The following is a 25,918-nucleotide window of genomic DNA, read 5'->3' as shown; positions in this document are numbered from 1 at the left end:
GGAATAATATAATCAAATTTGTTGGGAAATTAGGGGTGCTTATATGCAAAATGTTACGCTTGAACCGGTCGACTTGGCTTTAGCGGAGGAGATTACGGAGCTTGTTATCGCCTGCGATATTGACGAATACGGACAGCCTGATTTCGTGCTTGAAGACTTGCTGGACATTTGCAGCGACATTCCATTAGCCACCAATTCATGGATGATCCGGATGAACGGCGAGGTGGCGGCTTTCGCTTTTCTTGAAGAAAATGAAAAAGGCCGTTTGTCTTCTTACGGCTATGTCCATCCCAAGTGGAAAAGTCAGGGGCTGGGTCCTCTTCTCCTTGAAGCCATTGAAAACAGAGCCCGCGAATATACACTGGATTCCACCGAAACTGCCTGCACCCTCTCCAACGTCATCCCTGCGCTCAGCGAGGCGGCCCGGCAGTTGCTGGAAAACCGCGGTTATGTCTTTCAACGGAAGTATAGCCGGATGGGTATGGAGATGCAGACGCCTCCTGCTCTATCAACTCCAAATAACGGCATATCTATCAATCTGTATAATCCCGCAACCGATGAAGATCTCCTTTGGTCCGCTTACTGCGAGACGTTTCAGGACACTAGAACCTATTATGAAGTAGACAAGTCCCAGTGGTTAAAAGAGAAAGGCGGCGCTCATTATGACCGTAACTTTTGGTTCATAGCCCATGCCGATAATCAATTAGCCGGCTTCATTATCAGTAAAAACTTCGGGGATCACCTTTATGTCGATCTCCTCGGCGTAAGGCGTCCATGGCGCAAACAAGGCATCGCCCGCGCTCTGCTGGAACACGTATTTCACGCTGCATATAACCGCGGGATAGAGCAAGTCCTGCTCAGTGTCGATGACGTTAGCCTGACTGGCGCAAACAAATTGTACGAAGCCGTAGGAATGAAAGCATTGTTTCAAATGGCTTTTTACGAGAAAAAACTGTAACCTAAAAATTGCTCTATTTCCTCTATCCCTGAATTCTATCGCCAAGCGGATCAATCCTTGAGCCGCCTGGCTTTTTTATGCATTAAGCTTGTTTCGATGCTTCAATTATCTTACACGAACTGTAAAGTTCATCTCAAAAGGTCATCAACTTCATCTAAATAAAGTTTTGTTTATATCTTACATAGATATTACAATTAGAGTTAGAAAAGTCGTGAAAAATGGAACAAACCATAATGCTAAAAAACGAAAGGTGGAGAACACATTGGCAATTACTACACAAACTAGTCCCGAGCTCCAAGCCGCACAAGAATACGTGAACGAAGTCTATGAAACCGTCAAAAAACGCAATCCCGGAGAAAGCGAATTTCACCAGGCCGTAAAAGAAATCCTTGATTCCCTCGTGCCGGTATTCGCAAAGAACCCTAAATACAAAAACCATGCGATCCTGGAAAGAATCGTGGAGCCTGAAAGACTGATCTCCTTCCGCGTGCCTTGGGTCGATGACCAAGGTAAAGTTCAAGTGAACCGCGGCTTCCGCGTTCAATTCAACAGCGCGATCGGACCTTACAAAGGCGGACTTCGCTTCCATCCGTCCGTAAACGCCAGCATCATCAAATTCCTCGGCTTTGAGCAAATTTTCAAGAACTCCTTGACCGGCCAGCCGATCGGCGGCGGTAAAGGCGGTTCCGACTTCGATCCGAAGGGTAAATCCGATAACGAAGTCATGAAATTTACCCAAAGCTTTATGACAGAATTGTCCAAATATATTGGTCCAGACACAGACGTACCTGCCGGCGATATCGGTGTAGGCGCGAGAGAAATCGGTTATATGTTCGGCCAATACAAACGCCTTCGCGGTGGAAATGAAGCAGGCGTCCTGACAGGCAAAGGACTTACGTACGGAGGAAGCTTGACGCGTACGGAAGCTACCGGCTACGGTCTGGTTTACTTCACCGACGAAATGTTGAAAACTAAGGGCGAAAGCTTTGAAGGTAAAACGGTTGTCATTTCCGGCTCCGGTAACGTATCGATCTACGCGATCGAAAAAGCTCAACAACTCGGCGCCAAAGTTGTTGCATGCAGTGATTCCAACGGCTATGTTTATGACAAAAACGGCATTGATCTGGCAACAGTTAAACGCCTCAAAGAAGTGGAAAGAAAACGGATCAAAGAATATGTAAGCGAGCATCCGTCAGCGGAATACCATGAAGGCTGCGAGAACATTTGGAGCATTCCTTGCGACATCGCATTGCCTTGCGCAACCCAAAACGAAATCAACGAAGAAGCTGCCAAGACGCTCGTAGCGAACGGCGTGAAATTCGTTGCCGAAGGCGCCAACATGCCTTCCACTTTGGAAGCCATTGAAGTATACCTGAGCAACGACGTGTACTTCGGACCGGCCAAAGCGGCCAACGCCGGCGGGGTTGCCGTATCGGCTCTGGAAATGGCGCAAAACAGTGCAAGACTGGCCTGGACGTTTGAAGAAGTTGACGCCAAGCTGCAACAAATCATGAAAAACATCTACAGCAACAGCGTAAATGCGGCTGAAGAGTACGGTCATGCAGGCAATCTCGTGGTCGGCTCCAACATCGCCGGCTTCCTGAAAGTCGCCGACACGATGGTCGCTCACGGCGTGGTTTAATCATAATATAATTAGCTTGAAGTAGGAGAGTATCCGCGGGGCCATGGCTCAGCGGATACTCTTTTTTAGTTGTTTTAGAGAGCCTTAGGACAGATTTAGATTAGTCTTTGAGCTGGTCTTGAACAGGTCTCGAAATGCGTTGTAACAGTAGAAAAAGTCATCGGAATAGTACGGGCGGTGTGATTATGCTGGAGCATACTGAATTAGGGAGGAATCCTGCAAAAGTGCAGTAGTTTATTAATTTCCTGGCTCGAAAGGGAAGTATTGCTGCGAAAATACATCATCCCTCCTCATTCCGAGTAACTTTATCTCCTACAAGCTAAAAAATGCTGCCCTATTGCATCAGTTACACTAATATTACGTTGTCTGGACTCAAATTAATGTAGAATTGCAGGAAATTCAGGGAATATCAAAGAAATGAGATTGCAAGCCAACCAATACCAACGAATGCTAAGAGATGCCAAGGAATGCTATAGAATGCTAAAGAGCCAAAAGAGCCTGTACCCAGGATCGCATCTCCGATCAAAGGTACAGGCTCTTCGCTTATATGTCGTTTTGTACTTGTTAGTTATTAGTAAGCCAAAGCGTCCAATGCTTTGATGTGGGACAAGTAACGGATGTTACTTGCTTCTTTCATCATCGTAGCCGTCAAGCCGCGCAGTTGCGTGTTGCTTGCGCCAACCGTAGCTACGGCATCTTTGCGGCCAAGGCTGGCCAAGGTTCCCGAGTTGACCGGGCTGAAAGTTTCCAAATGCTTGCCGGTTAAGGCTGCATACAGGTTGTAGCCGATTAGCTCGCCCATTTGCCAAGCGATTTGCGCGGTTGGAGGGTAAGGACGTCCGTCCGCTCCGAAGTATACCGCACTGTCACCGGCAACGAAAACATCGCTATGCGAAGTGGATTGAAGGAAATCGTTCACAGTCGCGCGGCCGCGGTTAACTTCGAGACCCGACTCGCCGACAAGCGGATGGCCTTGTACGCCACCGGTCCATACAAACGTATTGGCGACAATCTTTTGTCCATCTTTCAAGTCGATTGCATTGCCTTCCACATTCGTGACAGGCAGGCCGGTCAGGAATTTAACACCGCGTTTCTCCAGGCTGGCCGTTGCGCGTTCAATCAGCACATCCGGCAGAACCGGCAGAATCTTAGGACCAGCTTCTACGAGCATAAGCTGAATCTCGGATTGGTTCACGCCGTATTTCTTGCTCATTTCCGGAAGCTTGTCGGCGATTTCCCCGACCAGCTCAACCCCGGTCAACCCTCCGCCGCCGATAAGGATCGTAGCGTCCGCAGGGTTTTTCGATTTGGCATACTCCGCGATCCGGTCTTCAATATGACGATGAATGCGGTTGGCATCCTCCGCCGATTTGAGGACCATGCTGTACTGCTCAAGTCCCGGAATTCCGAAATATGCGGTGATGCTGCCAAGACCTACAACGAGAGCGTCATACGAAAGAAGCGTACCGTCGGACAGCTTCACTTCTTTGCTGTCTACCGAGAATCTCTCTACTTTCGCGATGCGAAGATCGATGTCTTTTCCTTTGAACAGCTTCTCCAGCGGCAAAGCTACCGCCCGCTCAGCGATGCTGCCTGCAGCAAGACGATGCAGTTCAGTAATAATCTGGTGTGTTGGATACTGGTTGACTACGGTAACCCGTGCTTCTTCCTTGGTCATATATTTACGCACGTTCAAAGCGCTCAGTACACCGCCGTAACCGGCACCCAGGATAACAATATGTTTAGACATAGTAATTCTCCGTCCTCCGTTCTGAAAAAATGAATTAGTATTTATTTTTGCTTACTTTTCTCACCGGCAACCTGAAGATAAGCATTTACGAAACGGAACAGTTTCTGCGCTTCAGGATCTTTAAGCATTTTGAGCAGACCGAAAAGACCGATAACTTCCTGGCTCTCATCGGCGCGGTCTTTGGCTTCAATCACAGTAGCCGCAAGATTTTTAACTTTGTCTTTAACCGGTCCGGCGATTTCCGTAATCGCCCCGATTGTATCGCTCTTTAAAGTTTCGTCCGTAGCTACCGTTTTGGCAAAATCATACGATTTAGTCATCAAATTAACCAGCTCGGTTAGTTTAGGCAGCTGCTGAACCAGGACCGTCAAGGATTCCTGGACTTCGGGCTTGAGCAGTTGATCAACGATATCCCGTCCGGCATTGTCGGTGGACGAAACATTCGTTTCTACTGCAGAATTTGTTTCAGTGGTCGGTTCTGACATTCCAATTCTCCTTTACAATAAGCCTTAATGCTTGAATTTTGGGTTGATCAGGGACCCAATTCCCGTCACAACTTAACTAAGTAAGTTAGTGAAAAATTGAACAATTAAGAAGTAAACAACCCGTCATCCATTGTAACATATTTTCTACAAAAATAGTCATTAAGTATTAACTTAATGACTAAAATAAGTGAATTTCATCATAGTTTGTCCTATTTAACTCAACCTATTCTGTGCTTACAGTCGATAAAGGGCCTGCTTTACCTGGGATTTTACATGATCTCTGTGCAACGCGTTTTACTCGGGAAATCCTAATTCCGGTATAATTTCCTGCAAAAAGTCATAAAATAATTTCTCCGTCGGCGGCAGTTCCCGGTTTGCCGGAACGATCACGCCCACATCCCTGGTTACTCGCGGCTCCGTTATTGGCAGAATTACGATCGAGGACGCAATATGCTCGCTCAACGCGATTTCAGGCAATACGGTAAGGCCAAGTCCCGCGGATACCAGTCCCTTGATCGCATCCAGATCATCGCCTTCAAATGTTACCTTCGGCTGAAAGCCAATATTCGCGCACGCCTCCACCACGATTTCCCTCAGTACAAATCCCTCAGGGAACAGAACGAACAAATCGTCCTTCAATTCATTCAGCTTAACCGAGGCTTGACCGGCTAAATGATGACCTGCCGGAAGCAAAGCGACAAACTTCTCCTGAAAGAGTACGGTGCTTTTGATTTGCGGTTCATTATGCGGGACAGGCCCCATGATCGCCAAATTCATGTCGCCCTTTGCCACCCACTCGACCAATTCCTTATAAGACCCGTGCTGCAATTGAAAATGAACAAACGGGTGCCGCTCCCGAAAAGCGGAAACGATCTTCGGAATCATCTGCGCCGCCAGGCTGCTCGGGAATCCGATCCGAACAATCCCGCGCTCCGGGTCCAGATACTCGCTGATCTCCTGTTGGGCGTTATCTATTACCTTCATCAAATGTTCCATATGCTCCAGAAACAATCGACCGATCGGTGTCAGCTTTACTTTTCGGCCTTCATGGATGAACAAGTCCACCCCGAGCTCCGATTCCAGTTTAAAAATTTGCCGGCTTACCGCCGACTGCGATACATGCAGCGCATAAGACGCTTCGGTTACGTGTTCCAGCTTCGCAACCTCGATGAAATATTGGATTTGCCTGAGTTCCACTTCGCCGCCTCCGCTCCCGCGGATATCCCGCCGATATCCCGCCAGATTCAATATTCCAAAAACACTTCCATACCATGTAATATCGATTGATTATCCCTCATTATATAGGGTATCCCTCCGGAACGGAAGCCTTACACCTCTTCTAGCTGTTTCTGCTGTAGAGGAAAGCCTGATTGTGCACAATTTGGTTAGACTGGCTAGACTAGCTAGACCGGCTAGACCGGCTAAATCGCCAGAGTCCGCAACTTAGGTTAGGGATATGGAAGTTCAATAAGCAAACAAGGTTAGATCCGGGAAGGGAAACCATTCCTTGATCTAACCTTGTTGTTATATACATGGGTTGCCTAAAACAAAATAGAGGGAAAATCTGCAGCTAATTGCGACGAATTCGGGGAATCCCATCAATTAACTGTAAAACCTACATGTAATATCACCAGTTTAGCCGAATTGGGCTCAAACGAGCGAAATTAGCGGGAGTTTTTACAGTTAATTCTCCGATTTATTCTCTCGGGCTAAAAATAGCTGCAGATTTTACACTTAATATACGATTGGGTTGACCGTCACCGTGTGACCAAGCACCGCGCGCCGGGAAGGCGGTTAAGGCCTTGGCCGGCGATCTGGCCCGCGATCTGTTCGACGATCGGCCCGACGATCTGTCCGGCGATCTGGCCGACGATCGGCTCGGTAATCGAACCGCCGGACCGATTACCAATCCACTTATTCTCCCGGGCGGTCCAAATGGTACAGGTTGCGATACCGCGGTTCGCGTTCCATCAGTTCGGCATGGGTACCGCGCATCAGAATGCGGCCGTGCTCCATGAAGATGATCTCGTCCATCTCCTCCGCTCCCACCAGATGGTGGGTCACCCACACGAGCGTCTTGCCCGCCGTCGACCGGAATATGGTCGACAGCAGCTCACGCTCGGTACGCGGGTCGAGCCCTACGGTCGGCTCGTCGAGGATCAGCACCGGCGTGTTCTGCAGCAGGACGCGCGCCAAGGCGACGCGCTGCCGCTCCCCGCCGGAGAACCGCTGGCCGGTCTCCCGCATCGGCGTGTCCAGTCCACGCGGAAGACCGGCGACCAGCCCGCCGAGCTGCGCCTGCTCTGCCGCGCGGGCAATCTCCTCCATCTCCGCGTCCGGACGCCCGAGCCGGATATTGTTCGCCACCGTGGTGTCGAACAAGTGCGGGCTCTGGTTCAGCACGGAGATGATCCGCGGAATGCCGTCATCGCCGAAATCGGCGGCCGGCATTCCATTAATCGTAACCGCGCCCTCCGTAGGCGCGATGGCCCCCTGGATCAGCTTCAGCAGCGTCGACTTGCCCGCTCCGCTGCGGCCGATCACCGCAACCCGCTTGCCTTGCGGGATGTCCAGCGTAACGCCGTCAACGGAATTGCCGTCTTCGGCTCCGTACGCAAAGCGGACACGCTCCAGCTTCAGGTGCGCGCTGGAAGCGGCCTTGGCAATCGTCTCCGGCGAGACGGAGTAGTCGCCGTCGCCGCCGCCATCGCCCCTCGCATGCCCGCCACCCGAAATCCGCTCCAGCCGGTTCAAGGACTCCCTGTATTCGGGAAGGCGCTGAACCGCCTCCGACACCGGGAGAAACGCATCCGCCAGCGGAATAATGACAAGAACAAAGGCAGCGATTAGCGTATAGTCGATCCGGCCGGCCGCTGCCTGGCCGCCAGCCCAGTAAATCATCGATACGACCGCGAGTCCGACCACCAACTGGCCGATTAACATCCGCCAGCGGGCCCAGGATCTGAGCTTACGCTCCTTGCGCATGACGGCGGCTTCATCCCGTTCGTATTCGCGCAGGAAAACGTCCGATCTTCCGCTGATGACCCAGTCACCGATGCCCATCACGGCATCGGTCAGCTTCTGGTACAAGCCGTTCCGCTCCCGCTTCACTTCCGTGTCCATCCTCCGGGTCAGCTTCAGCGAGATATATGGCAGGACGGCAACAAGAACGAAAATATACAAGGCGATCAATAAAGCAAACGTCCAGTCAAAGAAGCCGAGCGCGATCACCACCGCGGCATAGAGCACCAAGGCGATGAGACTCGGGAACACCGTGCGTATATAGACATTCTGCAATTGTTCGATATCATCGGCCAGCGCCCCGAGAATGTCTCCGGTCCGATAGCGGGACCGGATAAACAAAGCTTGCGGTTCGAGAATGCGGTACAAACGGACCCGCATTTTGGAGAGAATCCGCAGCACCGCATCATGACCGACCAGCCGCTCCACATAGTGGATCACGGCGCGCCCGATGCCAAAGGCCCGAACGCCGACGATCGGCACATATACAAGCAGGACGTTGTACGGCATGGTCGCCGACTTGGAAATCAGAAAGCCGGAGGTAAACATCAACATCGACGCGGCGAGCAGCGTCATTACGCCGAGAATCAGGTAAAGCGCAAACCGGCCGTTATACATCCGGAAATAAGGAGTAATCCACGGTTCTTGTCCCTGCTGTCCCTGAGCCTTCATCGTAATCCCTCCCGCTGCAATGCCGTCAATTCATAATAAGCGCCTTGGCGTGCCAAGAGCTCATCATGCGTGCCCGTTTCGGCAACCCGCCCCTGCTCCATGACAATGATCCGTTCCATGTCCTGCATCCAGTGCAGACGGTGGGTTGCCAGAATGACGAGCTTCCCTTCGAAGAGGGGCAGCATCGTCTCCTTCAGTTCATATTCCGTCTCGATATCAAGATGCGCCGTCGGTTCATCAAGCAGGATGACCGGCCGTTCGCTCAGCAGCGCCCGAGCCAGCGCCACGCGTTGCTCCTGACCGCCGCTAAGCGGGCGTCCGCCGCCGCCGATAGGCTCGTCCAGCCCACCGGGCAGGCTGCGAATCAGCGTGCCGAGTCCGGCGGCCTCCGCGGCTTGCTCCACCTCAGCCGATGAAGCATCCGGCTTGTTGAAGCAGATGTTATCCGCCAGCGAGCCGCTGAAAATATAAGGCTTTTGCGGAATATACGTAATCTGCTCCCGCCACGCCTCCGGGCTCAAATCGCCAAGCACCGTACCGTTCAGTTCAATGCTTCCTGTTGTCGGGCGCAGGAATCCGCCCAGCACATCGATCAGGGTCGATTTGCCGGCGCCGCTCTCGCCGATCACGCCGATCCGGCCCATTCCGCGAATCTCCAAATCCACGCCCTCCAAGGAAGGCTTGGCTCCCGATTCTATCGCATCATCCGCTCCTTGGCCACCATCAGCCTGGCTTTCCTCAGCCTCATGTTTCACGCCCAATCCCCGCAGCACCAATGTGCTTTGCGGCGTCCAGCGCAAATCGGCTCCCGCCGGAACCGGCGCCGTCTTAGACGCCTCTTCCTCCGCTGCGGCGATGATCGATTCCATCGCTGCGCCAGCCTCTTTGCCGTCGAGGGTCGCATGATAATCCGCGCCGACCATCCGCACCGGCAAGAAGTACTCCGGCGCCAAAATCAGCACCGTCAGCGCGGGCAGTAGCTCGATCCGGCCCTCTACCAGCGGCAGTCCCAAGCTTACGGCCACGGAGGCTACGGACAGCATTGTAAAGAAATCCAGCGCAAACGAAGACAGAAACGCCACGCGGAGCGTCCGCATCGTTGCAGAACGATAGGAATCGCTGACCCGCTCGATGGAATCAATGTGCGTTTTGCTGCGCCCCAGAAATTTCAGCGTCTCCAACCCGCGCAGCGAATCGACGAAATGATTCGACAGCGTACGGTAAGTTTGCCATTGCCGCTCCGTCTGTTTGCGGGCAGCCAAACCGATCAGAATCATAAAAATGATCAGAATCGGCAACGTCACCAATAAGATGACCGCCGAGGTTTTGTTCAGGGTAATAAAGACGTACAGCCAAACCAGCGCCGGGGTGATCCCCGTCGCCAGCATCCGCGGCAGAAACAGCTCCAGGTAGTTACGAAATTTCGTTACGCCCTCAAGAACGAGGGTAACGAGATTGCCCGTACCTTCCTGCCCGGCAAACCGGGGCCCAAGCTCAAACAGCTTGGACAGCACTTGCTTCCGCAGGGATTGCCCAGTCTGCTCGGCAAACCGGTAGGCCGTCTTCTGCATAAGTGCTCCGCATCCCTGCCGGACCATAAAAGCAAGCAGGAACATGCCGATTCCACCGGCCTGTTCCTGCAGCTTAGCGCCGGCAAACAGGGCGGAGATGACCTCCGCCAGCCATTTAGCCTGCAATATAATCGCTATAGTTTGAATCAGGGTCAAGCCCGCCATCACGGCCATTACCGGCTTGATCCCTTTGTATTTCATTAGTCCCTGGCCCATTAGTACTCCAAATGCTCCTTTTCGTGAACACGTTTATGGAAAACAAAGTAGCTCCAGATCTGATATCCCAGTACGAACGGCAGCAGTGTCAAAGCAACGATCGTCATAACCTTCAACGAGTAATGACCGGAGGCCGCGTTATGAATCGTAAGCGAAAATGCCTCACTAATCGAGCTGACCATCACCCGAGGGAACAACCCGACGAATACGCCCGAGATCGAAAGCACGGTCAGAGCGCCCGTCATGCCGAATGCCCACCCGTCTTTGCGCTTGGTCATGAACATTCCCGCAAGCAGGAAGCAGACCAGACCCACTACGGCCATCAAACCGAGAGGCAAAGCGCGAACTTCGAATACATCCGTCTGGAAGTAAGTCATGACAGCAAAGATGACGAACAAGGCGGCCAACGGAATCAGCAGCTTATGTGCCAGCTTCCGGGCGCGATCCCGTAAATCTCCGGTCGTGCGCAGCGAGGTGAACATGAGGCCATGCACCAGGCAAAGCACAACTACGGTAATACCGCCTACTAATGTATATATATTAACCATATCGAACAGTCCAGCCTTCATTTCCATGTCGCCGTCAATCGGCAAGCCCTTAAGCAGGCCGGAGAAAACGACGCCGAGCAGGAACGGAGGCAGCAGGCTGCCGAGGAAAATAGCGACATCCCACGTTCCCTTCCACTTTCCATTGTCGACTTTTCCGCGGAATTCAAACGCTACCCCGCGCGCAATTAAGGCAAGCAGAAGAACTACGAGCGGAGTATAGTATCCGCTGAACATGGTGGCGTACCAGTTCGGGAATGCCGCGAACATCGCACCCCCGGCGGTCAGCAGCCACACCTCGTTAGCGTCCCAGAACGGACCGATCGAGTTAATCAGGACGCGGCGCTCCATATCATTCTTGGCGAGAAAACGGGTACTCATTCCGACCCCGAAGTCAAATCCTTCAAGGAAGAAGAAACCGATGAACAATACGGCCACTAACACAAACCAGAGTTCATTAAGAGACATGGTGGTATCCCTCCTTCGAGAATGGATCTGACGAATGGTCATCAGAAGCGGCTATGGCGTTCGGACCCTTCTTGATTGTTTTCACGAACAGGTAAACCATCACGATAGCCAATGCAGTGTAAATTAAGCAATAAGCAATCAGGGAGAACAGCAGCTGCCCCGATGTAACGCTTGGCGAAATGCTGTCTTTCGTTTGCATCAATCCGAATACCGTCCAAGGCTGACGCCCGAATTCTGTCATAACCCAGCCCGCCGTATTGGCGATAAACGGAAGCGAGATCGCCCAAAGCATGCAACGGTAGAAAAATTTATTCGGCTGCTCCAGCTTTTTGCGCCATGCCAGATAGGCGCCGTACATCCCAAGCACAATCATCAGACATCCGGCGGCAATCATAATCCGGAAGCTCCAGAAGGTCGTGCGTACCGGAGGAATATAGTCCCCGGGACCATAAGTTTGTTCATACTCCGCCTGCAGCTGATGCATGCCTTTGACTTCGCCCGAGAACGAACTGTACGACAAGAAGCTGAGCAGATAAGGAATCTTGATTTCAAAATTGTTCTTTTCATTTTCAGAATCGATATGTGCATAAACCGTCCAAGGTGCAGGGTCGCCGCTCTTGCCCCACAAGCCTTCGGAAGCCGCCATTTTCATCGGTTGCGTTTCTACCAGATATTGCGCCTGCTGGTGCCCGAACAACGCGGTGGAGAAAGAAGCCACCAAGCCGACAATGACCGCAATCGTGAACGACTTTTTGAAAAATTGAACATCCTGCTTACGCAGCAATTTATAGGCACTGATGCCGGTAATCATAAACGCGCCGGTGGCGAATGCACCGAGCACGGTATGCGGAAATTCTACCCACAACTGGCCGTTGCCGATCAAGGCGAAGAAATCATTCATTTCTGCGCGTCCGTTGTTGATCTCGAAGCCAACCGGTCTTTGCATGAACGAGTTGGCGGCCAGAATCCAGAACGCCGACATGGTCGTTCCGAGCGCTACCAGCCAAATGCAGAGCAAGTGGACTTTCTTGGACAAGCGGTCCCAACCGAAGATCCACAATCCGATAAAAGTAGACTCCATAAAGAAAGCAAACAGGGCTTCCACCGCCAGAGGCGCTCCGAAAACGTCGCCTACAAACCGTGAATAGTCCGACCAGTTCATGCCGAACTGGAATTCTTGAATAATCCCCGTGACGACGCCCACCGCAAAGTTAATGAGGAATAGCTTGCCCCAGAACTTCGCCATCTTCTTGTATTCCTCTTTGCCTTTGACGACATACATCGTTTCCATGATGGCGATCAGAAGAACCAGACCAATGGACAAAGGCACGAAAAAGAAGTGAAAAATCGTTGTCGCCGCAAATTGAAGTCTCGCAAGCACTAACGGATCCATAATTTTTCTTCCCTACTTTCTTCAAACAAGATTAATTCTTAACTAATGTGAATTCTATCACGGAATTATGAAGATAGACGGGTAAAAAGTAATAATTTTGTGACAAGAATCACATGATAGATGTCACATTAGTGAACAAAGTCCTAAAAGCCCAGTGCTGGCGCGACTTTGCTTCTTATTTGTAGGGTTGTGAAAAAAATGTGTCAGCTAGTCACTGCTTTAGATTTCCGTCCGTCCAGCATGTGCCAGATCGTCAGCACGGGGTGGGACCACAGCATGCGGGGACCGGAATAGCGCATTACTTCCTTAATCATTTCTCGGGGATCCGGAGCATAGCAATGAACCGGACAGTCCACACAGGTGGACTTCTCTTCCCCGAAACGGCAGTAAGTCAGCCGGTTCATCGCATAACGGTGCAGCTCGCGGCAATCTTGGCATAAACCGCCTTCCTTCGTAACCTCTCTGTGCTTTCCTTTGCAAAAAATCAAAATCATATGCCCGACGGTTGCCTTCTCCCGGCTGATTCTAGGCCCGGCCTGGCGTCGTTCCTGCCCCGAGCCTTTAGTCAATGTGTCCATTTCCAACCCCCGCTTAAGTAATGTGAATTTGTGGGATAACCTCTGCCTTTTTCGTAAAAAATCCTAATTTGTGTTGCACGGGCTCTCTCACGGCAATTTAGCGGAAAACGCCTTTTGCCACAAAACCCAGTTGGCCGCAAGCAGCAACGCTGCGTACACATATACGCCAAAGCTGACCAAAGTCGCCGCATAATGCACCAGAGCGAAGCCCCCTAACAGAAGCATGAGCGGAATCATGCGCATTCCTTCACCCTGCTGAGCCGTTTCTAACCGTTCGGAGAACGGAAGCGCTTTGCTTAGATAAGCAAAACTAAGCACGGAATAGGCCAAGATAGCGAGGCCGGCCACAATCAAATCGGGAACAATTCTGCCCCCGAAAAGGATGGCAAATACGACGGCCTCTACCGCATACAGAGGCAAAATGAGCCGGACCACAGCCGCCATCAGGGTTCCCCGGTATACCGGAACGCGATCGCCGATCGGCAGAACCCGGTAAATCCATGCCGCCTTGTAGCTGCGCGAATATTTCAGCATCAATATGACGTTCGGAACCAACAGGGCGCAAAAGTAAATGAACAGATGCAGCTTCGTCCCCGGCAATCCGGATAATCCGCGTTCCCTGCCGCTCGTAAACAAAAAGATGAAAGGGAAGATCAGCGAGAAGCCGATAGAGGGGTACACTTTAAGCTTAAATTCCCGTTCATTCCCCATCATCGTCCAGGCAAATCTGAAAAATACCTCTTCTTGCGGACTTGAGCCTAGCAGATGTGAAATGGATTTCAGCCATTTTCCGGCGCCTTCCTTTTTACGGCTCCCCGGGTCAGCCAGCTTTTGCAAATTCCTTTCCAGCGACGGCATCAGTTTAATGTACAACAGAAATGTCAGGATCGGCACGCATAAAGCCAGCAGCGAAAACAAAAGGTACGGTATACTGTTGTCTCCGTGCAGCAGCGTCTCAAACGGCGCGCCGAACCAAACCGGAACGATGACAAATTCCCACCATTTCGGCTGAAACACCGCTTGCTGCAAATCAACAAAGTCGAAGAGCCTGATAAGCAACTGATACCCCAGCGCGATAACGATGGTGAGTCCGATTTGCACATAGTTGATGAAGTCCTTCAGCTTCTCGCCATCAAAAAATTTAAGCACAGCCAGGTAAATCAACGCCGTAATCACGACGATTAAGAGGTCCATCAAAATTAATTCGGCCACGAACAGCAGAAAGAATCCTATTCCATGCCGGACGAGTCCTACACCCAGCGGAACGATCGCAATTGCCCCGGTCAGGAAAAACATATAGAAGCAGATATGCAGCATCTTGGCCATCGCAATCGTTCTGCGGTTCACCGGCTTCGTGGACAAAATGTTCCGGTCCCGGATATCCAGCAGCACGGAGGAGAAATCTGAAATCAGCGAGGTCATGATCATAAACATGAATATGCCGAAAATCAGGCTCATCTGAAAAATAAAGTTGTCGCCGAGCCCCACAAACATGGAGCTGAACGCACCGAAGATCAGATACAGCCACAAAGAGCTGAAAAACTGGTTTTTTTCCGTTCCGTTTACCTTCCCGCCATCCGCCTGATCCTTATTCCTGGCCTTACCGATAATAGTGGGTACTCTTCTTCCGTCCATCGTCAGCTTGATTTGGAGAATGCGGCGCATCACGGGGTAGTCTACTCCAAATTTTCCGAAGACGCCTTTGAACCGGTCCAGCACCCATAACGTTCTCATCTCTTTCATCGGCTACACCTCTTGCACGATCGCCACAAATTGCTCCGCGATCTCTTGATGCTCGTTAAATCCGGTCAACTGATTAAAAATCTGCTCCAGAGACCCCTCCTGGCTCTGTCCCTTCAGCTCTTCAAAGCTGCCGTCCGCCACAATGCGCCCTCCATCCAACAGAATGATGCGATCGCTGATCTTTTCCACGACGTCCATGATGTGAGACGAATAAAAGATCGTTTTCCCTTGGGCAGCCAGCAGGGCGAGAATTTCCTTCACCACCATCACGCTGTTGGCATCCAGGCCGCTTAACGGCTCATCCAGAAACAGAATATCCGGATTATGCAGAAGGCTGGAAATAATCAGCACCTTCTGTTTCATCCCTTTGGAAAAGGTAGCGATCCGGACGTCAAACACATCCTTCAGCCCGAACATCTCCAGCAGGCGTCTCGCTTTGCTCTCCGCATCCGCTGGCTTCAGGCCGTACAGCTCGCCTATAAACGTCAAATACTCCCGTGCCGTCAACGTATCGTACACTTCTGCGACCTCCGGCACATAGCCGATGCGCTTCTTGTAATCCACGCCTCCGTCGCTCGGGCTTTCGCCGAAAACCCGGACTTCGCCGGTATAGCCTTCCACCAGGCCAAGCATAATTTTAACGGTCGTACTCTTTCCTGCCCCGTTAGGGCCGATGTATCCAATAATTTGACCGGGGTTCACATCCAGATCGATTCCGTTCAAGACGTACCTGTCCGAAAATCTCATTCTTAAATCTCTTAAGGTGATAACAGGACTGTTATTCGAGTTGCTCGAGTTATTCGAGATCATATTCCCACCCTTTCCGTTTTGAATCTTTTCTAGATCATCTCTTCATCCCGACTACGGCGTGATTGGATATAATCCAATCATAATCCCCAGGAAAGTTCGCGTCCCATTACTTAATTGGAGGTTTTCCAATCAACGAGACCCGACACTATCAAAATGGCTCTCCGTAAGCACCACGGCTTGGATTTTGTCCAACCAAATCTCTTACAGGCTTCAAAATCGGCGGATTGCTTGGAAATTATCCAATCAATCCATCCATCGAGCATGCTTGCGGAAGGTCCCTTATATAACATTACTGCAAAAAAAGACGGAACCCTTCACGGATTCCGTCTTTTCTATTCTTCATATTGATTTCAATCCCGTTTATGCCTCTTGTTCTTGGCTTCCCGCAGCCGGAGCGGCCGGAATGAACCCGCTGATGTCCACGCCCAATCCTTGCGCAAGCCGCATGCCGTACTCGACGTCAGCGCGGAAGAAGTTGCAGATGGCGCGCAGCCGGGTTTGTTCCGTCGTCTGCCGCAGATCGTTCACCAGGTTGCTGATCAGGTTAGCCTGCTCTTCAGGAGTAAAGCTGCGATACAGTTCGCCCGCTTGTGTAAAATCATCGGTCTTGGCGATTTTCTCGCGGCCGATATGCCCGGTTACCGGAACGACGCTATCCTGGTAATGCGGGTCTTCTTTCGGACTTTCTTCCAGGCTATTCGGCTCATAATTAACCGGCGATGGGTCCTGCATGACATTCATCAAGCCGTCGCGCTGATGATTGCGGACCGGCGCATACGGGCAGTTGACAGGAATTTGCAGATAGTTCGCGCCGAGCCGGTAACGCTGCGTATCCGGGTAAGAGAACAGCCGGCCTTGCAGCAGCTTATCTTCGGACGGTTCAATGCCCGGAACCAGTACGCTTGGAGAAAATGCCGATTGCTCTACTTCGGCGAAGAAGTTCACAGGATTACGGTTCAGGGTCATCGTGCCGACTGGAATGAGCGGATAATGGGATTCCGGCCATACCTTCGTCGGATCCAACGGATCGAAGCTCCAAAGATCGAGATCCTCTACCGGCATCAACTGTACGTTCAGTTCCCACTGCGGGAAGTTCCCTTGCTCGATGTGATCATGCAGGTCCCGTGTCGCATGGTTAAAGTCTTGCCCTTGTACTTCACGCACCTCGTCCGCCGACAGATTGACAACTCCCTGTTTGGACTTCCAGGTGTATTTCACGTAAGTAATCTTGCCTTCCGCATTGATCCACTTGAAGGAGTGAACTCCGAAGCCGTCCATTTGCCGGTAGTTCGCCGGCGTGCCGTTATCCGAGAACACCCAAGTCATCATATGCGTCGATTCTGGCGACAGGGACATGAAATCCCAATACCGGGCCGGATCCTGAATGTTCGTATCCGGCGCAGGCTTCAGTGAATGAACCATATCCGGGAACTTGATCGCATCGCGGATAAAGAATACCGGCAGATGATTGCCGACGAGATCATAGTTACCTTCCTCCGTGTAGAACTTTACCGCGAAGCCTCTAGGATCGCGCGCCGTCTCCGGCGAGCCCTGACCGTGGATAACGGTCGAGAAACGAACGAACACCGGAGTTTCGCGGCCAGCCTCCTGCAGGAAATGCGCCTTAGTAAACTCGGACATGCTCCGCTCCGTAACGAACACCCCGTGAGCGCCGGCTCCTCTCGCATGAACGACCCGCTCCGGAATACGCTCCCGGTCAAAATGCGCGATCTTCTCCAGCAGATGGTAATCCTCCAACAAAGTCGGACCGCGTTGTCCTGCCGTCCGCGAATTCTGATTATCTCCCACTGGCGCTCCCTGATTCGTCGTCAATCTGTTGTTGCTGTTCATCTATAAATCATCCTTTCGGCTTTGATATTGTATTTAGACTTAATCTAAGTTCTGAATTAAATTCTACCATGCCCGCATGAAAAAGTGCATGAAGGTTAGATGAGGAAATCATGAACGCTCGAACTCCTGACCTCCGATTTATCACTGCCATTATATAAGTAATCCCCGGTGAATATTCCAAGCGGACCCAAGGCTGATAAGTAAGACAAAGCCCAAACGCAAAAAAGCAAACCCTGCGCATAAGAGCGTAGGGCTTGCTTGCTGCATCACAGATATGGCCTGCGTTATATTACTGAATTCCTTCTTGCACTTCTTTCAACATTTCCGGTACGGACAACAGGCCGCCCCCGGAAAGGTACCAGTAGTTAGCGTCCAGGTAGACGATCTTGCCGTCTTTGTAGGCATTCGTCTTTTTCACGAGGTCGTTCTCAACCAGCTTAGCGGCCGGTTCGGCTTGCTTGCCTTCTTCAGTTACGACAGCATCGCGGTCTACGACGAACAGATAATCCGGGTTCTTCTCCGCTACGAATTCGAAGGAGATGGAGTCCCCGTGCGTATCGGCTTTAAGATTTTCATCGACTGCAGGGATACCGAAAACATCATGAATGATCCCGAAGCGCGAGCCTGGTCCATAGGCGCTGACTTTGCCGCCAGTCGTCAGGATAACAAGCCCCTTTTTCCCGCTGGAAGTCGCCACATCGTTCAAAGCTTTGATCGAATCGTTAATCGCCGTAAGCTCTTGTTCTGCTTCAGCCTCTTTGCCGAAAATTTCGCCGAGCGTTTTCACGTTTTCCGTGAACGAGCCTATATAATTGGCAGTATCTACGCCCATAAAGATCGTTGGAGCGATCTTGTTCAACTCTTCATAAGCCTCGGAAGAACGGCCGGAGATGAAGATGACATCCGGGTCCAATGCATTCAGGCCTTCAAAGTCCGGCTCAAACAGCGTACCCGCATTTTTGTACTTGCCGTCTTCGTATTTCTTCAAATGGGTAGGCAAACTGGCTTGTGGTACAGCCGCCACTTCCACGCCAAGCTTGTCGAGCGTTTCCAGCACGCCCATGTCGAACACAACCACTTTGGCCGGGTTCTTTTTGACCTTGGCTTCGCCCAGCTTGTGCTTGATCGTAAGCTCTTCATCCTCGGCTGGTGCGGCAGCTGCCGGCTGCGTAGTATCCGTGCTTCCAGTAGCTCCAGCGTTGCCGCCATTGCTTCCGCTGTTTTTGTTCGCTCCGCAAGCGGCCAATACAAGAACCATAACCAGAGTAGTAAACATTAACGCTAACTTTTTGCTATTCACCTGAATTCCCCCATATTTTCACAATTTAAAGTCATTTCGAAAGAATGCTTAAGCAAAATACACGCATATTTTGTTGCCGCCGATCTCCTGGACCGGAATTTCCATATCGTAAACTTCACGCAGCACGGACGGTTCGATAATTTCATCGGTCGTGCCTTCCTTGACCACCTTGCCATCCTTCAGCGCGACAATATAGTCGGAATAGCAGGAGGCAAAATTGATGTCGTGGATCACCAGCACTACCGTTTTTCCAAGCTCATCGACCAATCTGCGCAGTACCTTCATGATTTGCACAGAATGATTCATATCCAGATTGTTGAGCGGCTCGTCGAGCAGCACGTACTCCGTGTTTTGCGCGATGACCATGGCGATGAACGCCCGTTGCTTCTGACCCCCGCTGAGTTCGTCGAGGAATTTATTCTGCATCGTTTCAAGGTGCATATAGCGAATCGCCTCGTCTACATAGGCTTCGTCTTCCTTATTCAAGCGTCCCTGCGAATAGGGAAAACGCCCAAAGTTTACGAGATCCCGCACCGTCAACCGAATATTGATGTGATTGGATTGCTTAAGAATTGAAATCTTTTTGGCAAGTTCCCCGCTTTTCCATTGCCCGATTTCACGGTCTTCGATCAAGACTTCGCCCTCGTCCTTGGCAATCAGTCTGCTGATCATGGACATCAACGTGCTCTTCCCCGCACCGTTCGGCCCGATAAAGGAAGTAATCTTTCCTTTCGCGATCTCCAGCGAGACATTGTCGACGACCTTTTTACCGCCATATTGTTTGGAAACTCCTCTGACCTTTACCACGATTTATTCTCCTTTAGCAGCAGATAGATGAAGTACACCCCGCCGATAAAGTTGATGATGACGCTTAGCGAAGTGGAGAAGGTAAACACTCTCTCGATGATCAACTGACCTCCGGTTAAGGCGATAAAGCTGACCAGGGAAGCGCCGAGGATCAACGTTTTGTGACGGTAAGTATTCAGGAACTGATAAGACACATTGGCCACAAGCAGCCCCAGAAAAGTAATCGGTCCGACTAAGGCAGTCGAAATCGATATCAGGACAGCGACGACGATCAGCATCCGCTTGACGACATATTCATAACTGATGCCCAGGTTGACGGCATGATCCCGACCCAAAGCAAGCACATCCAGATACTTGGTAAACCTCGCAAAATAAAGCGCCACAAGCATCACGCCGACGAGCGACAGCCAAAGCAGATCGGAATTGACATTATTGAAGCTGGCGAACATTTTATCCTGGATGACCAGAAATTCATTCGGATCAATCAGCTTTTGCAGGAACGAGGTCACACTCGAGAAAAAAGTTCCGAAAATGAGCCCGATCAGCAGCAGATGATAAATGTTACGCCCTTCCCTGCGAAACAGCATTCTGTACAGCAGCATGGCGAACACGACCATCAGTCCGACCGCCAGTACAAAGCGCAAATTTTTGCTCATCATGGTTAAGGCCGTTCCCCCGATCAGGAAAACGATCACCGTTTGAAGGAGCATATACAGTGAATCCAGGCCGATAATGCTCGGCGTCAAGATCCGATTGTTCGTAATCGTCTGGAACACCACGGTCGAAAAAGCAATGGCTGTTCCTGTAAGGAGAATGGCGATCAGTTTTCTGCCCCGTCTTGGCAGTATGTAATCCCAATGTCCGCCCGCCTCGATCGTCATAAAGACGACAGCAAGCAGAACGGCGATGCCGGCAAGGATCCATAGTTTGGTTTTATTGCTCATATGTCTTTCTCCTCAACAGCAGATACAGGAAAATACCGCTTCCGATTACCCCGACGGTCAGTCCGATCGACACCTCATACGGATAGATGATCAAGCGTCCCAGAATGTCGCATGCCAGAACGAAGACTGCGCCCAGTAAAGCCGTGTAAGTCAGGTTTCCCTTCAGGTTGTCGCCGCGGAATATCGTGACCAGGTTTGGAATAATTAATCCCAGAAAAGGAATCGACCCGACCGTCAGCACGACGACCGAAGTAACGAGCGCGACCAAACCTAACCCGATGTTGACGACCTGCTTGTAATTCAAACCGAGGTTGACGGAAAACTCCTCGCCCATGCCCGCGACCGTAAACTTGTTGGCGTAAATATAGGAAACCGCCACTAGAGGCACGCTGATAAACAACAGCTCGTAACGGCCCTGCATGATCATGGAGAAATCCCCATACAGCCACGCGGACATGCTCTGAATCAAATTGTATTTATACGCAAAAAAAGTAGTTGCCGAACTGACGATTCCGCCGAACATTAACCCGACGAGCGGGATAAAGATCGTGTCCTTGTATTTCACCCGGTTCAGAATTGCCATGAATATATAAGTTCCGAGAAGGGCGAAGACAAAGGCTATGGACATTTTGACGAGCGCTCCCGCCGATGTAAACAGCAGCAGGGCCACCATAATGCCGAAGCTGGCGGAGTCCATCGTGCCCGCCGTCGTCGGCGACACGAATTTGTTCCGGGTCAGTTGCTGCATGATCAAACCGACGATGCTCATGCTGACTCCGGCGATAATGATGCTGACTAGCCGGGGAATCCGGCTGATCCACAGCAGTTCCCAAGCTTCCCCTCCTTCCGGCCCGAACAGGTCAAACAGTGACATGCTGGAAGCTCCGATAAACAGGGATGTAATAGAGAGTACGATTAATAGTGCTATTAGAATGGTGAGAGTTTTCTTCATTATGAGATCGTCCTTACTTTGCCCCCTCTGGCCTGGAGGAAGCCCAAGTGATTCGCTGCCGGCAGGACAGACGATGAATAATTAATAATGATATTCATTATCAATTAGATTGAATTATACCGTGCGTATTTTCACACTGTCAACCGTTTTAAAATTTAATTTATTATAAGAGACTCTTTATTTTGCTGCTGAAATCCTATTGTACGAACATATGTTTTTGTATAAAATAAATTGGAGAATATTAGTACGTGTTCAAAAAGTCGACTTTTCAGCACCGAGAAGGTTGGATGAAGGAGGGACTGAGGAGCGGAGCGTAGGCAAAACCTACGTGAGCACTGGAAGGCCCGCCTGACTTCAAGATTCGATGCCGTATATGCAACCAGATGAACTTCGTGATCAAAAGATGACTTTTTGACTACCTCTTAGGAACGGGCATAAAATTGACGCTCCTAGATTGAATGTACATCGATGCATGAATGGAAGGGGTGTCCGGCTTGGCTGAACAATCAAATGAACCGAACGAAAACAACAAACGAAGGACGAGGACGAAATCCTTGGGCCATTACCGGGAAATGCTGGGCCGGTACGTATTTACTCAACGCAGGCTGCTGATTTGGTTAGCGGTGCTGCTGCTGGTGTCCATCGCCCTGCAGCTCGTGAATCCGCAGGTAATCCGTTATTTCATCGATACGGCTCAAGGCGAAGGCAGTTTGAATGCGCTTTATTATGCTGCCGCCATCTTTATCGGATTCTCCCTGATCCAGCAAGTGATTTCCGTATGCGCGGCCTATTACAGCGAGAACCTGGGCTGGACAACGACCAATCGGCTGCGGGCCGATCTCGTTGAACACTGCCTCTCGCTCGACATGACCTTCCACAAATCTAACACCTCAGGCACCTTGATAGAACGGGTCGACGGCGACGTCAACGCGTTAGCCAACTTTTTCTCCAGCTTTATGATCCACCTGCTAGGCAACATTTTACTCATGTTAGGCATTTTACTTCTGTTATTCCGTGAAAATATTTGGATAGGCGCAGCGATGTCCCTATTCGTGGTAGGAGCTGTTTTTGCCATCCAATGGATCCGCAAGTTCACCGTACCGGTTTGGACGAAATGGCGCGCCCAGAACGCCGAATTGTACGGCTTTATCGGCGAGCATCTGGAAGGAACGGAAGATACCCGCGCCAACGGGGCGGCCGGCTATGTCATGAATCGTTTTTACGACCTGTCGCGGCGGATGTTGCCCGTACGCATCCGGGCTTTCATGGGCTTCGGGATGATGTGGAGCACTACCATCTTCGTCTTCGCCCTCGGGAATGCCGCCGCCTTCCTCGTCTGCGCCTGGCTCTGGAAACGGGGCGAGCTCACGATCGGATCCGTCTATCTGGTCTTCTATTATACGGAGCTGCTGGCAAAGCCAATCGAGAAGATCCGCACCCAGCTTGAGGATTTGCAAAAAGCCGATGCCAGCCTGATCCGTGTCCGCGATTTGCTTAGCACGAAGCCGCAGATCACCGACGGCCCGGGAGCCCCGCTTCCCGCAGGGCCGCTGTCCGTGCAATTTAACGGTTTGACATTCTCTTACGAGGCGGATGGCGAGCCGACGCTGCGCCATTTGGACTTATCTCTGAAACCGGGCCAAACGCTCGGACTTCTAGGCAGAACCGGCAGCGGCAAATCGACGCTGGCCCGCCTGCTGCTGCGCTTCTATGATCCCCAAGAGGGATCAATTGAGCTGTCCGGAGTCGATATCCGGGACTGCAAGCTCCATGAACTGCGCAGCGGCGTAGCTATGGTAACGCAAAATATCGAGATTATGGAAGGTACCGTGCGCGACAACCTCTCCCTGTTCGATGAAGAGATTAACGATGCTGAAATTCTCTCCGTCCTGAAAGAGCTGGGCCTGGAAGAGTGGTTCGCTTCGCTTCCGGATGGCCTGGACACGGTGCTGGCCTCCGGCGGAGGAAGCTTGTCGGCCGGCGAAGCCCAGCTGCTCGCCTTCGCCCGGGTATTCCTGAGCGACCCGGGGCTGGTCATTCTGGATGAAGCCTCTTCACGGCTGGATCCGTTGACGGAGAACCGGATCGAAGCGGCGATCAGCCGGCTTCTGGAGGAGCGGACGTGCATTATGATCGCTCACCGTCTATCGACGGTACAACGGGCCGATCAGATTTTAATTCTGGAGAACGGGCAGATTGTGGAGAACGGCCCTCGGGCTGAACTGGCTCGCGATCCGCAGTCCCGGTTCAGCCGGATGCTGGCCGTCGGGCTTGAGGAGGTGCTGGCATGAATACAAGACATTTTTTCTGGAGATTACTCCTTTATCGCCCTGTCTTCTATTTCTCCAACCTGTTTGCATGGATGGTCATACATATGGCCCCGCTGCTGCCAGGGTTGATTACGAAGGCTTTCTTTGACCACCTTGAGGGCACTTATGATTTCCCGTACGGAATCTGGGGGATCGCCGCCCTGCTGGTCGGCGCCGCGCTAGCCCGAATCGCGCTGATCGCCGGCGGCTTCTGGACGGACGCCAACTTCCGGTTCCGGATCAGCACCCTGCTGCGGAGAAACATGCTGGCTCATGTCCTGAAAGAGCCCGGCGCCAAAGCGATTCCATGTTCTCCCGGGGAAGCGATCAGCAACTTCCGCGATGACGTCGATCATACGGAAGAAGCGATGAGCTGGTCGGTCGATATGTTCGGGCTGATCGGATTCGTAATCGTCTCGAGTTATATTCTGATCTCTATCGATGCGCAGATGACATTCTTCGTGTTCGTGCCGCTGATTCTGGTCGTCACGGCGGCGCAAATCGCCACGACGCGCGTCCAGAAGTACCGTGCGGCGAGCCGGGCCGCGACGGCCAAGGTCACGAGCTCGATCAGCGAGATGTTCTCCAACGTTCAGGCGATCCAGGTCGCCGGTGCCGAGACGCGGATCGTACGTCGTTTTGAACGGTTAAGCGATGAACGCCGCCAATCGATGGTCAAAGACAAGCTGATTACCGAAGCCTTGTCGTCGGTGTTCACGAACTCCGTAAATCTTGGCACAGGCCTTATTCTCGTGCTTGCCGGTTATAAAATGCGCAGCGGTTCGTTTACGGTCGGCGACCTGTCTCTGTTCATCTACTATTTGACCTTCGTCACCCAATTGATTTCGAATGTCGGCAACTTCATGACCTATTATAAGCAGATGGCTATCAGCTTCGGACGGCTGAAGGATATGCTGCAAGGGGCGTCCGCCCGAATTCTGACCGCGCCGGCCTTCATCGGGCTCGGCAAGCGGCGGGCGGCCGCAGCGGAAACTGCGGGCGCTGGGGGCGTGCGCGAGCAGGGTGATGGCGGCCGGAGTGCGAGCGGTGAGGCGGCCGTCGGCGATGCGATGCGGACGACGGCGAAGGCAAGGCGCGAGGAGGACCGACTCGGCGCCGATGTAGCGGGGACGGTACAGGCGGACCCGCTGCAGGTCCTGGAGGTGCGCGGCCTGACGTACCGTTACCCCGAGACGGGCCGGGGCATCCAGGGGATCGATCTGCGCCTTGAGCGCGGATCGTTTACCGTGATCACCGGCATGATCGGCTCGGGGAAGACGACGCTGCTGCGCGCACTGCTCGGCCTCTTGCCGGCCGAAGGCGGCGAGATCGCCTGGAACGGCCGGCGCGTCGAGACGCCGGCGGACTTCTTCGTTCCGCCGCAGAGCGCGTATACGGCGCAGATTCCGCGCCTGTACAGCGACAAGCTGCGGAACAACATCCTGCTCGGGCTGCCGGGCACCGACGGCAGCCTGGAGCAGGCGCTGCACGCCGCCGTCATGGAAGATGACGTGGCGCAGCTCCAGCACGGCCTCGACACGATGGTCGGGCCGCGCGGGGTGAAGCTCTCCGGGGGCCAGGTCCAGCGGACCGCGGCCGCCCGGATGCTCGTGCGCGACGCACAGCTGTACGTGTTCGACGACCTGTCGAGCGCGCTCGACGTCGAAACCGAACGTAAGCTGTGGGAGCGGCTCTTCCGCGACAGGGGCGAGGCCACCTGCCTCGTCGTGTCGCACCGCAAGGCCGCGCTCTCGCACGCGGACCACATTATCGTGCTCAAGGACGGCACGATTGAAGCCGAAGGCACGGCGGAGCAGCTGCTCGCCGTGAGCCCCAGCTTCCGCCAGCTCTGGCACGGCGAAGAGAGCCATGCCGGAGCGAAGTAAAGCTCCGGCTCCAAGCC

General features: G+C 52.2%; 19 protein-coding genes. 4 read left to right on the top strand and 15 right to left on the bottom strand.

Annotated elements, in window-relative coordinates; genetic code table 11:
* The first annotated feature begins 43 nt into the window (after nt 1–43).
* On the top strand, nt 44–958 hold the full coding sequence (locus KJS57_RS02425; protein ID WP_213653632.1) for a GNAT family N-acetyltransferase: 915 nt from the start codon (nt 44–46) through the stop codon (nt 956–958).
* Between the two features lie 262 nt (nt 959–1,220).
* On the top strand, nt 1,221–2,600 hold the full coding sequence (gene gdhA / locus KJS57_RS02420; RefSeq protein WP_211022749.1) for an NADP-specific glutamate dehydrogenase: 1,380 nt from the start codon (nt 1,221–1,223) through the stop codon (nt 2,598–2,600).
* Nucleotides 2,601–3,171: 571 nt separating this feature from the next.
* On the opposite strand, the gene KJS57_RS02415 is transcribed toward gdhA, so the two are convergent.
* The 15 genes from KJS57_RS02415 to KJS57_RS02345 form a co-directional block, all read right to left on the bottom strand.
* Nucleotides 3,172–4,350 carry an NAD(P)/FAD-dependent oxidoreductase gene (locus KJS57_RS02415; protein WP_211022750.1) on the bottom strand — a complete coding sequence of 393 codons (1,179 nt, stop codon included), beginning with the start codon at nt 4,348–4,350 and terminating at the stop codon, nt 3,172–3,174.
* Nucleotides 4,351–4,391: 41 nt separating this feature from the next.
* On the bottom strand, nt 4,392–4,835 hold the full coding sequence (locus KJS57_RS02410; protein ID WP_211022751.1) for a DUF1641 domain-containing protein: 444 nt from the start codon (nt 4,833–4,835) through the stop codon (nt 4,392–4,394).
* A 294-nt stretch (nt 4,836–5,129) separates the two neighbouring features.
* Nucleotides 5,130–6,032: a glutamate biosynthesis transcriptional regulator GltC gene (gltC, locus tag KJS57_RS02405; protein ID WP_211022777.1), complete on the bottom strand. Its 903-nt coding sequence runs from the start codon at nt 6,030–6,032 to the stop codon at nt 5,130–5,132.
* Nucleotides 6,033–6,749: 717 nt separating this feature from the next.
* Nucleotides 6,750–8,528, bottom strand: a complete 1,779-nt coding sequence (gene cydC / locus KJS57_RS02400) for a thiol reductant ABC exporter subunit CydC (protein ID WP_213653631.1) — start codon at nt 8,526–8,528, stop codon at nt 6,750–6,752.
* The gene (cydD, locus tag KJS57_RS02395) at nt 8,525–10,315 is read right to left on the bottom strand and encodes a thiol reductant ABC exporter subunit CydD (protein WP_213653630.1); all 1,791 of its coding nucleotides are present in this window, start codon (nt 10,313–10,315) and stop codon (nt 8,525–8,527) included. The genes cydC and cydD overlap by 4 nt, the downstream gene beginning before the upstream one ends.
* Entirely contained in the window at nt 10,315–11,328 is a 1,014-nt protein-coding gene (gene cydB / locus KJS57_RS02390) for a cytochrome d ubiquinol oxidase subunit II (protein ID WP_211022982.1), read from the bottom strand. Before cydB ends, cydD begins: the two co-directional genes overlap by 1 nt.
* Entirely contained in the window at nt 11,318–12,721 is a 1,404-nt protein-coding gene (locus KJS57_RS02385; RefSeq protein ID WP_211022983.1) for a cytochrome ubiquinol oxidase subunit I, read from the bottom strand. Before KJS57_RS02385 ends, cydB begins: the two co-directional genes overlap by 11 nt.
* Before the next feature lie 203 nt (nt 12,722–12,924).
* Complete coding sequence (locus KJS57_RS02380) at nt 12,925–13,299, bottom strand: nitrous oxide-stimulated promoter family protein (RefSeq protein WP_213653629.1); 375 nt, start codon at nt 13,297–13,299, stop codon at nt 12,925–12,927.
* Nucleotides 13,300–13,386: 87 nt separating this feature from the next.
* Nucleotides 13,387–15,042, bottom strand: a complete 1,656-nt coding sequence (locus KJS57_RS02375) for a hypothetical protein (RefSeq protein WP_213653628.1) — start codon at nt 15,040–15,042, stop codon at nt 13,387–13,389.
* A 3-nt stretch (nt 15,043–15,045) separates the two neighbouring features.
* A complete protein-coding gene (locus KJS57_RS02370) occupies nt 15,046–15,789 on the bottom strand; it encodes an ABC transporter ATP-binding protein (RefSeq protein ID WP_244861349.1) in 744 nt (247 codons plus the stop codon).
* 423 nt (nt 15,790–16,212) lie between these two features.
* Nucleotides 16,213–17,703, bottom strand: a complete 1,491-nt coding sequence (locus KJS57_RS02365) for a catalase (RefSeq protein ID WP_213653626.1) — start codon at nt 17,701–17,703, stop codon at nt 16,213–16,215.
* A 289-nt stretch (nt 17,704–17,992) separates the two neighbouring features.
* Nucleotides 17,993–18,979, bottom strand: a complete 987-nt coding sequence (locus tag KJS57_RS02360) for a siderophore ABC transporter substrate-binding protein (protein ID WP_213653777.1) — start codon at nt 18,977–18,979, stop codon at nt 17,993–17,995.
* Nucleotides 18,980–19,051: 72 nt separating this feature from the next.
* Nucleotides 19,052–19,810, bottom strand: a complete 759-nt coding sequence (locus KJS57_RS02355; protein ID WP_211022988.1) for an iron ABC transporter ATP-binding protein — start codon at nt 19,808–19,810, stop codon at nt 19,052–19,054.
* Nucleotides 19,804–20,754 (bottom strand): iron chelate uptake ABC transporter family permease subunit, encoded by a 951-nt coding sequence (locus KJS57_RS02350; protein WP_211022989.1) that lies wholly within the window; start codon nt 20,752–20,754, stop codon nt 19,804–19,806. Before KJS57_RS02350 ends, KJS57_RS02355 begins: the two co-directional genes overlap by 7 nt.
* Entirely contained in the window at nt 20,744–21,706 is a 963-nt protein-coding gene (locus tag KJS57_RS02345; RefSeq protein ID WP_211022990.1) for an ABC transporter permease, read from the bottom strand. The genes KJS57_RS02350 and KJS57_RS02345 overlap by 11 nt, the downstream gene beginning before the upstream one ends.
* Before the next feature lie 572 nt (nt 21,707–22,278).
* Between KJS57_RS02345 and KJS57_RS02340 the strand changes: the two genes are divergently transcribed.
* Together KJS57_RS02340 and KJS57_RS02335 are read left to right on the top strand one after the other, a co-directional pair.
* A complete protein-coding gene (locus tag KJS57_RS02340) occupies nt 22,279–23,997 on the top strand; it encodes an ABC transporter ATP-binding protein (RefSeq protein WP_244861377.1) in 1,719 nt (572 codons plus the stop codon).
* A complete protein-coding gene (locus KJS57_RS02335) occupies nt 23,994–25,901 on the top strand; it encodes an ABC transporter ATP-binding protein (protein ID WP_213653624.1) in 1,908 nt (635 codons plus the stop codon). The genes KJS57_RS02340 and KJS57_RS02335 overlap by 4 nt, the downstream gene beginning before the upstream one ends.
* The last annotated feature ends 17 nt before the right edge of the window (nt 25,902–25,918 follow it).

This window comes from Paenibacillus vini (assembly GCF_018403325.1).
In the GTDB taxonomy this organism is placed as follows: Bacteria; Bacillota; Bacilli; order Paenibacillales; family Paenibacillaceae; genus Fontibacillus; species Fontibacillus vini.
The sequence above is the reverse complement of the archived record's forward strand: the minus strand, read 5'-3'. Positions and strand labels throughout refer to the sequence as shown.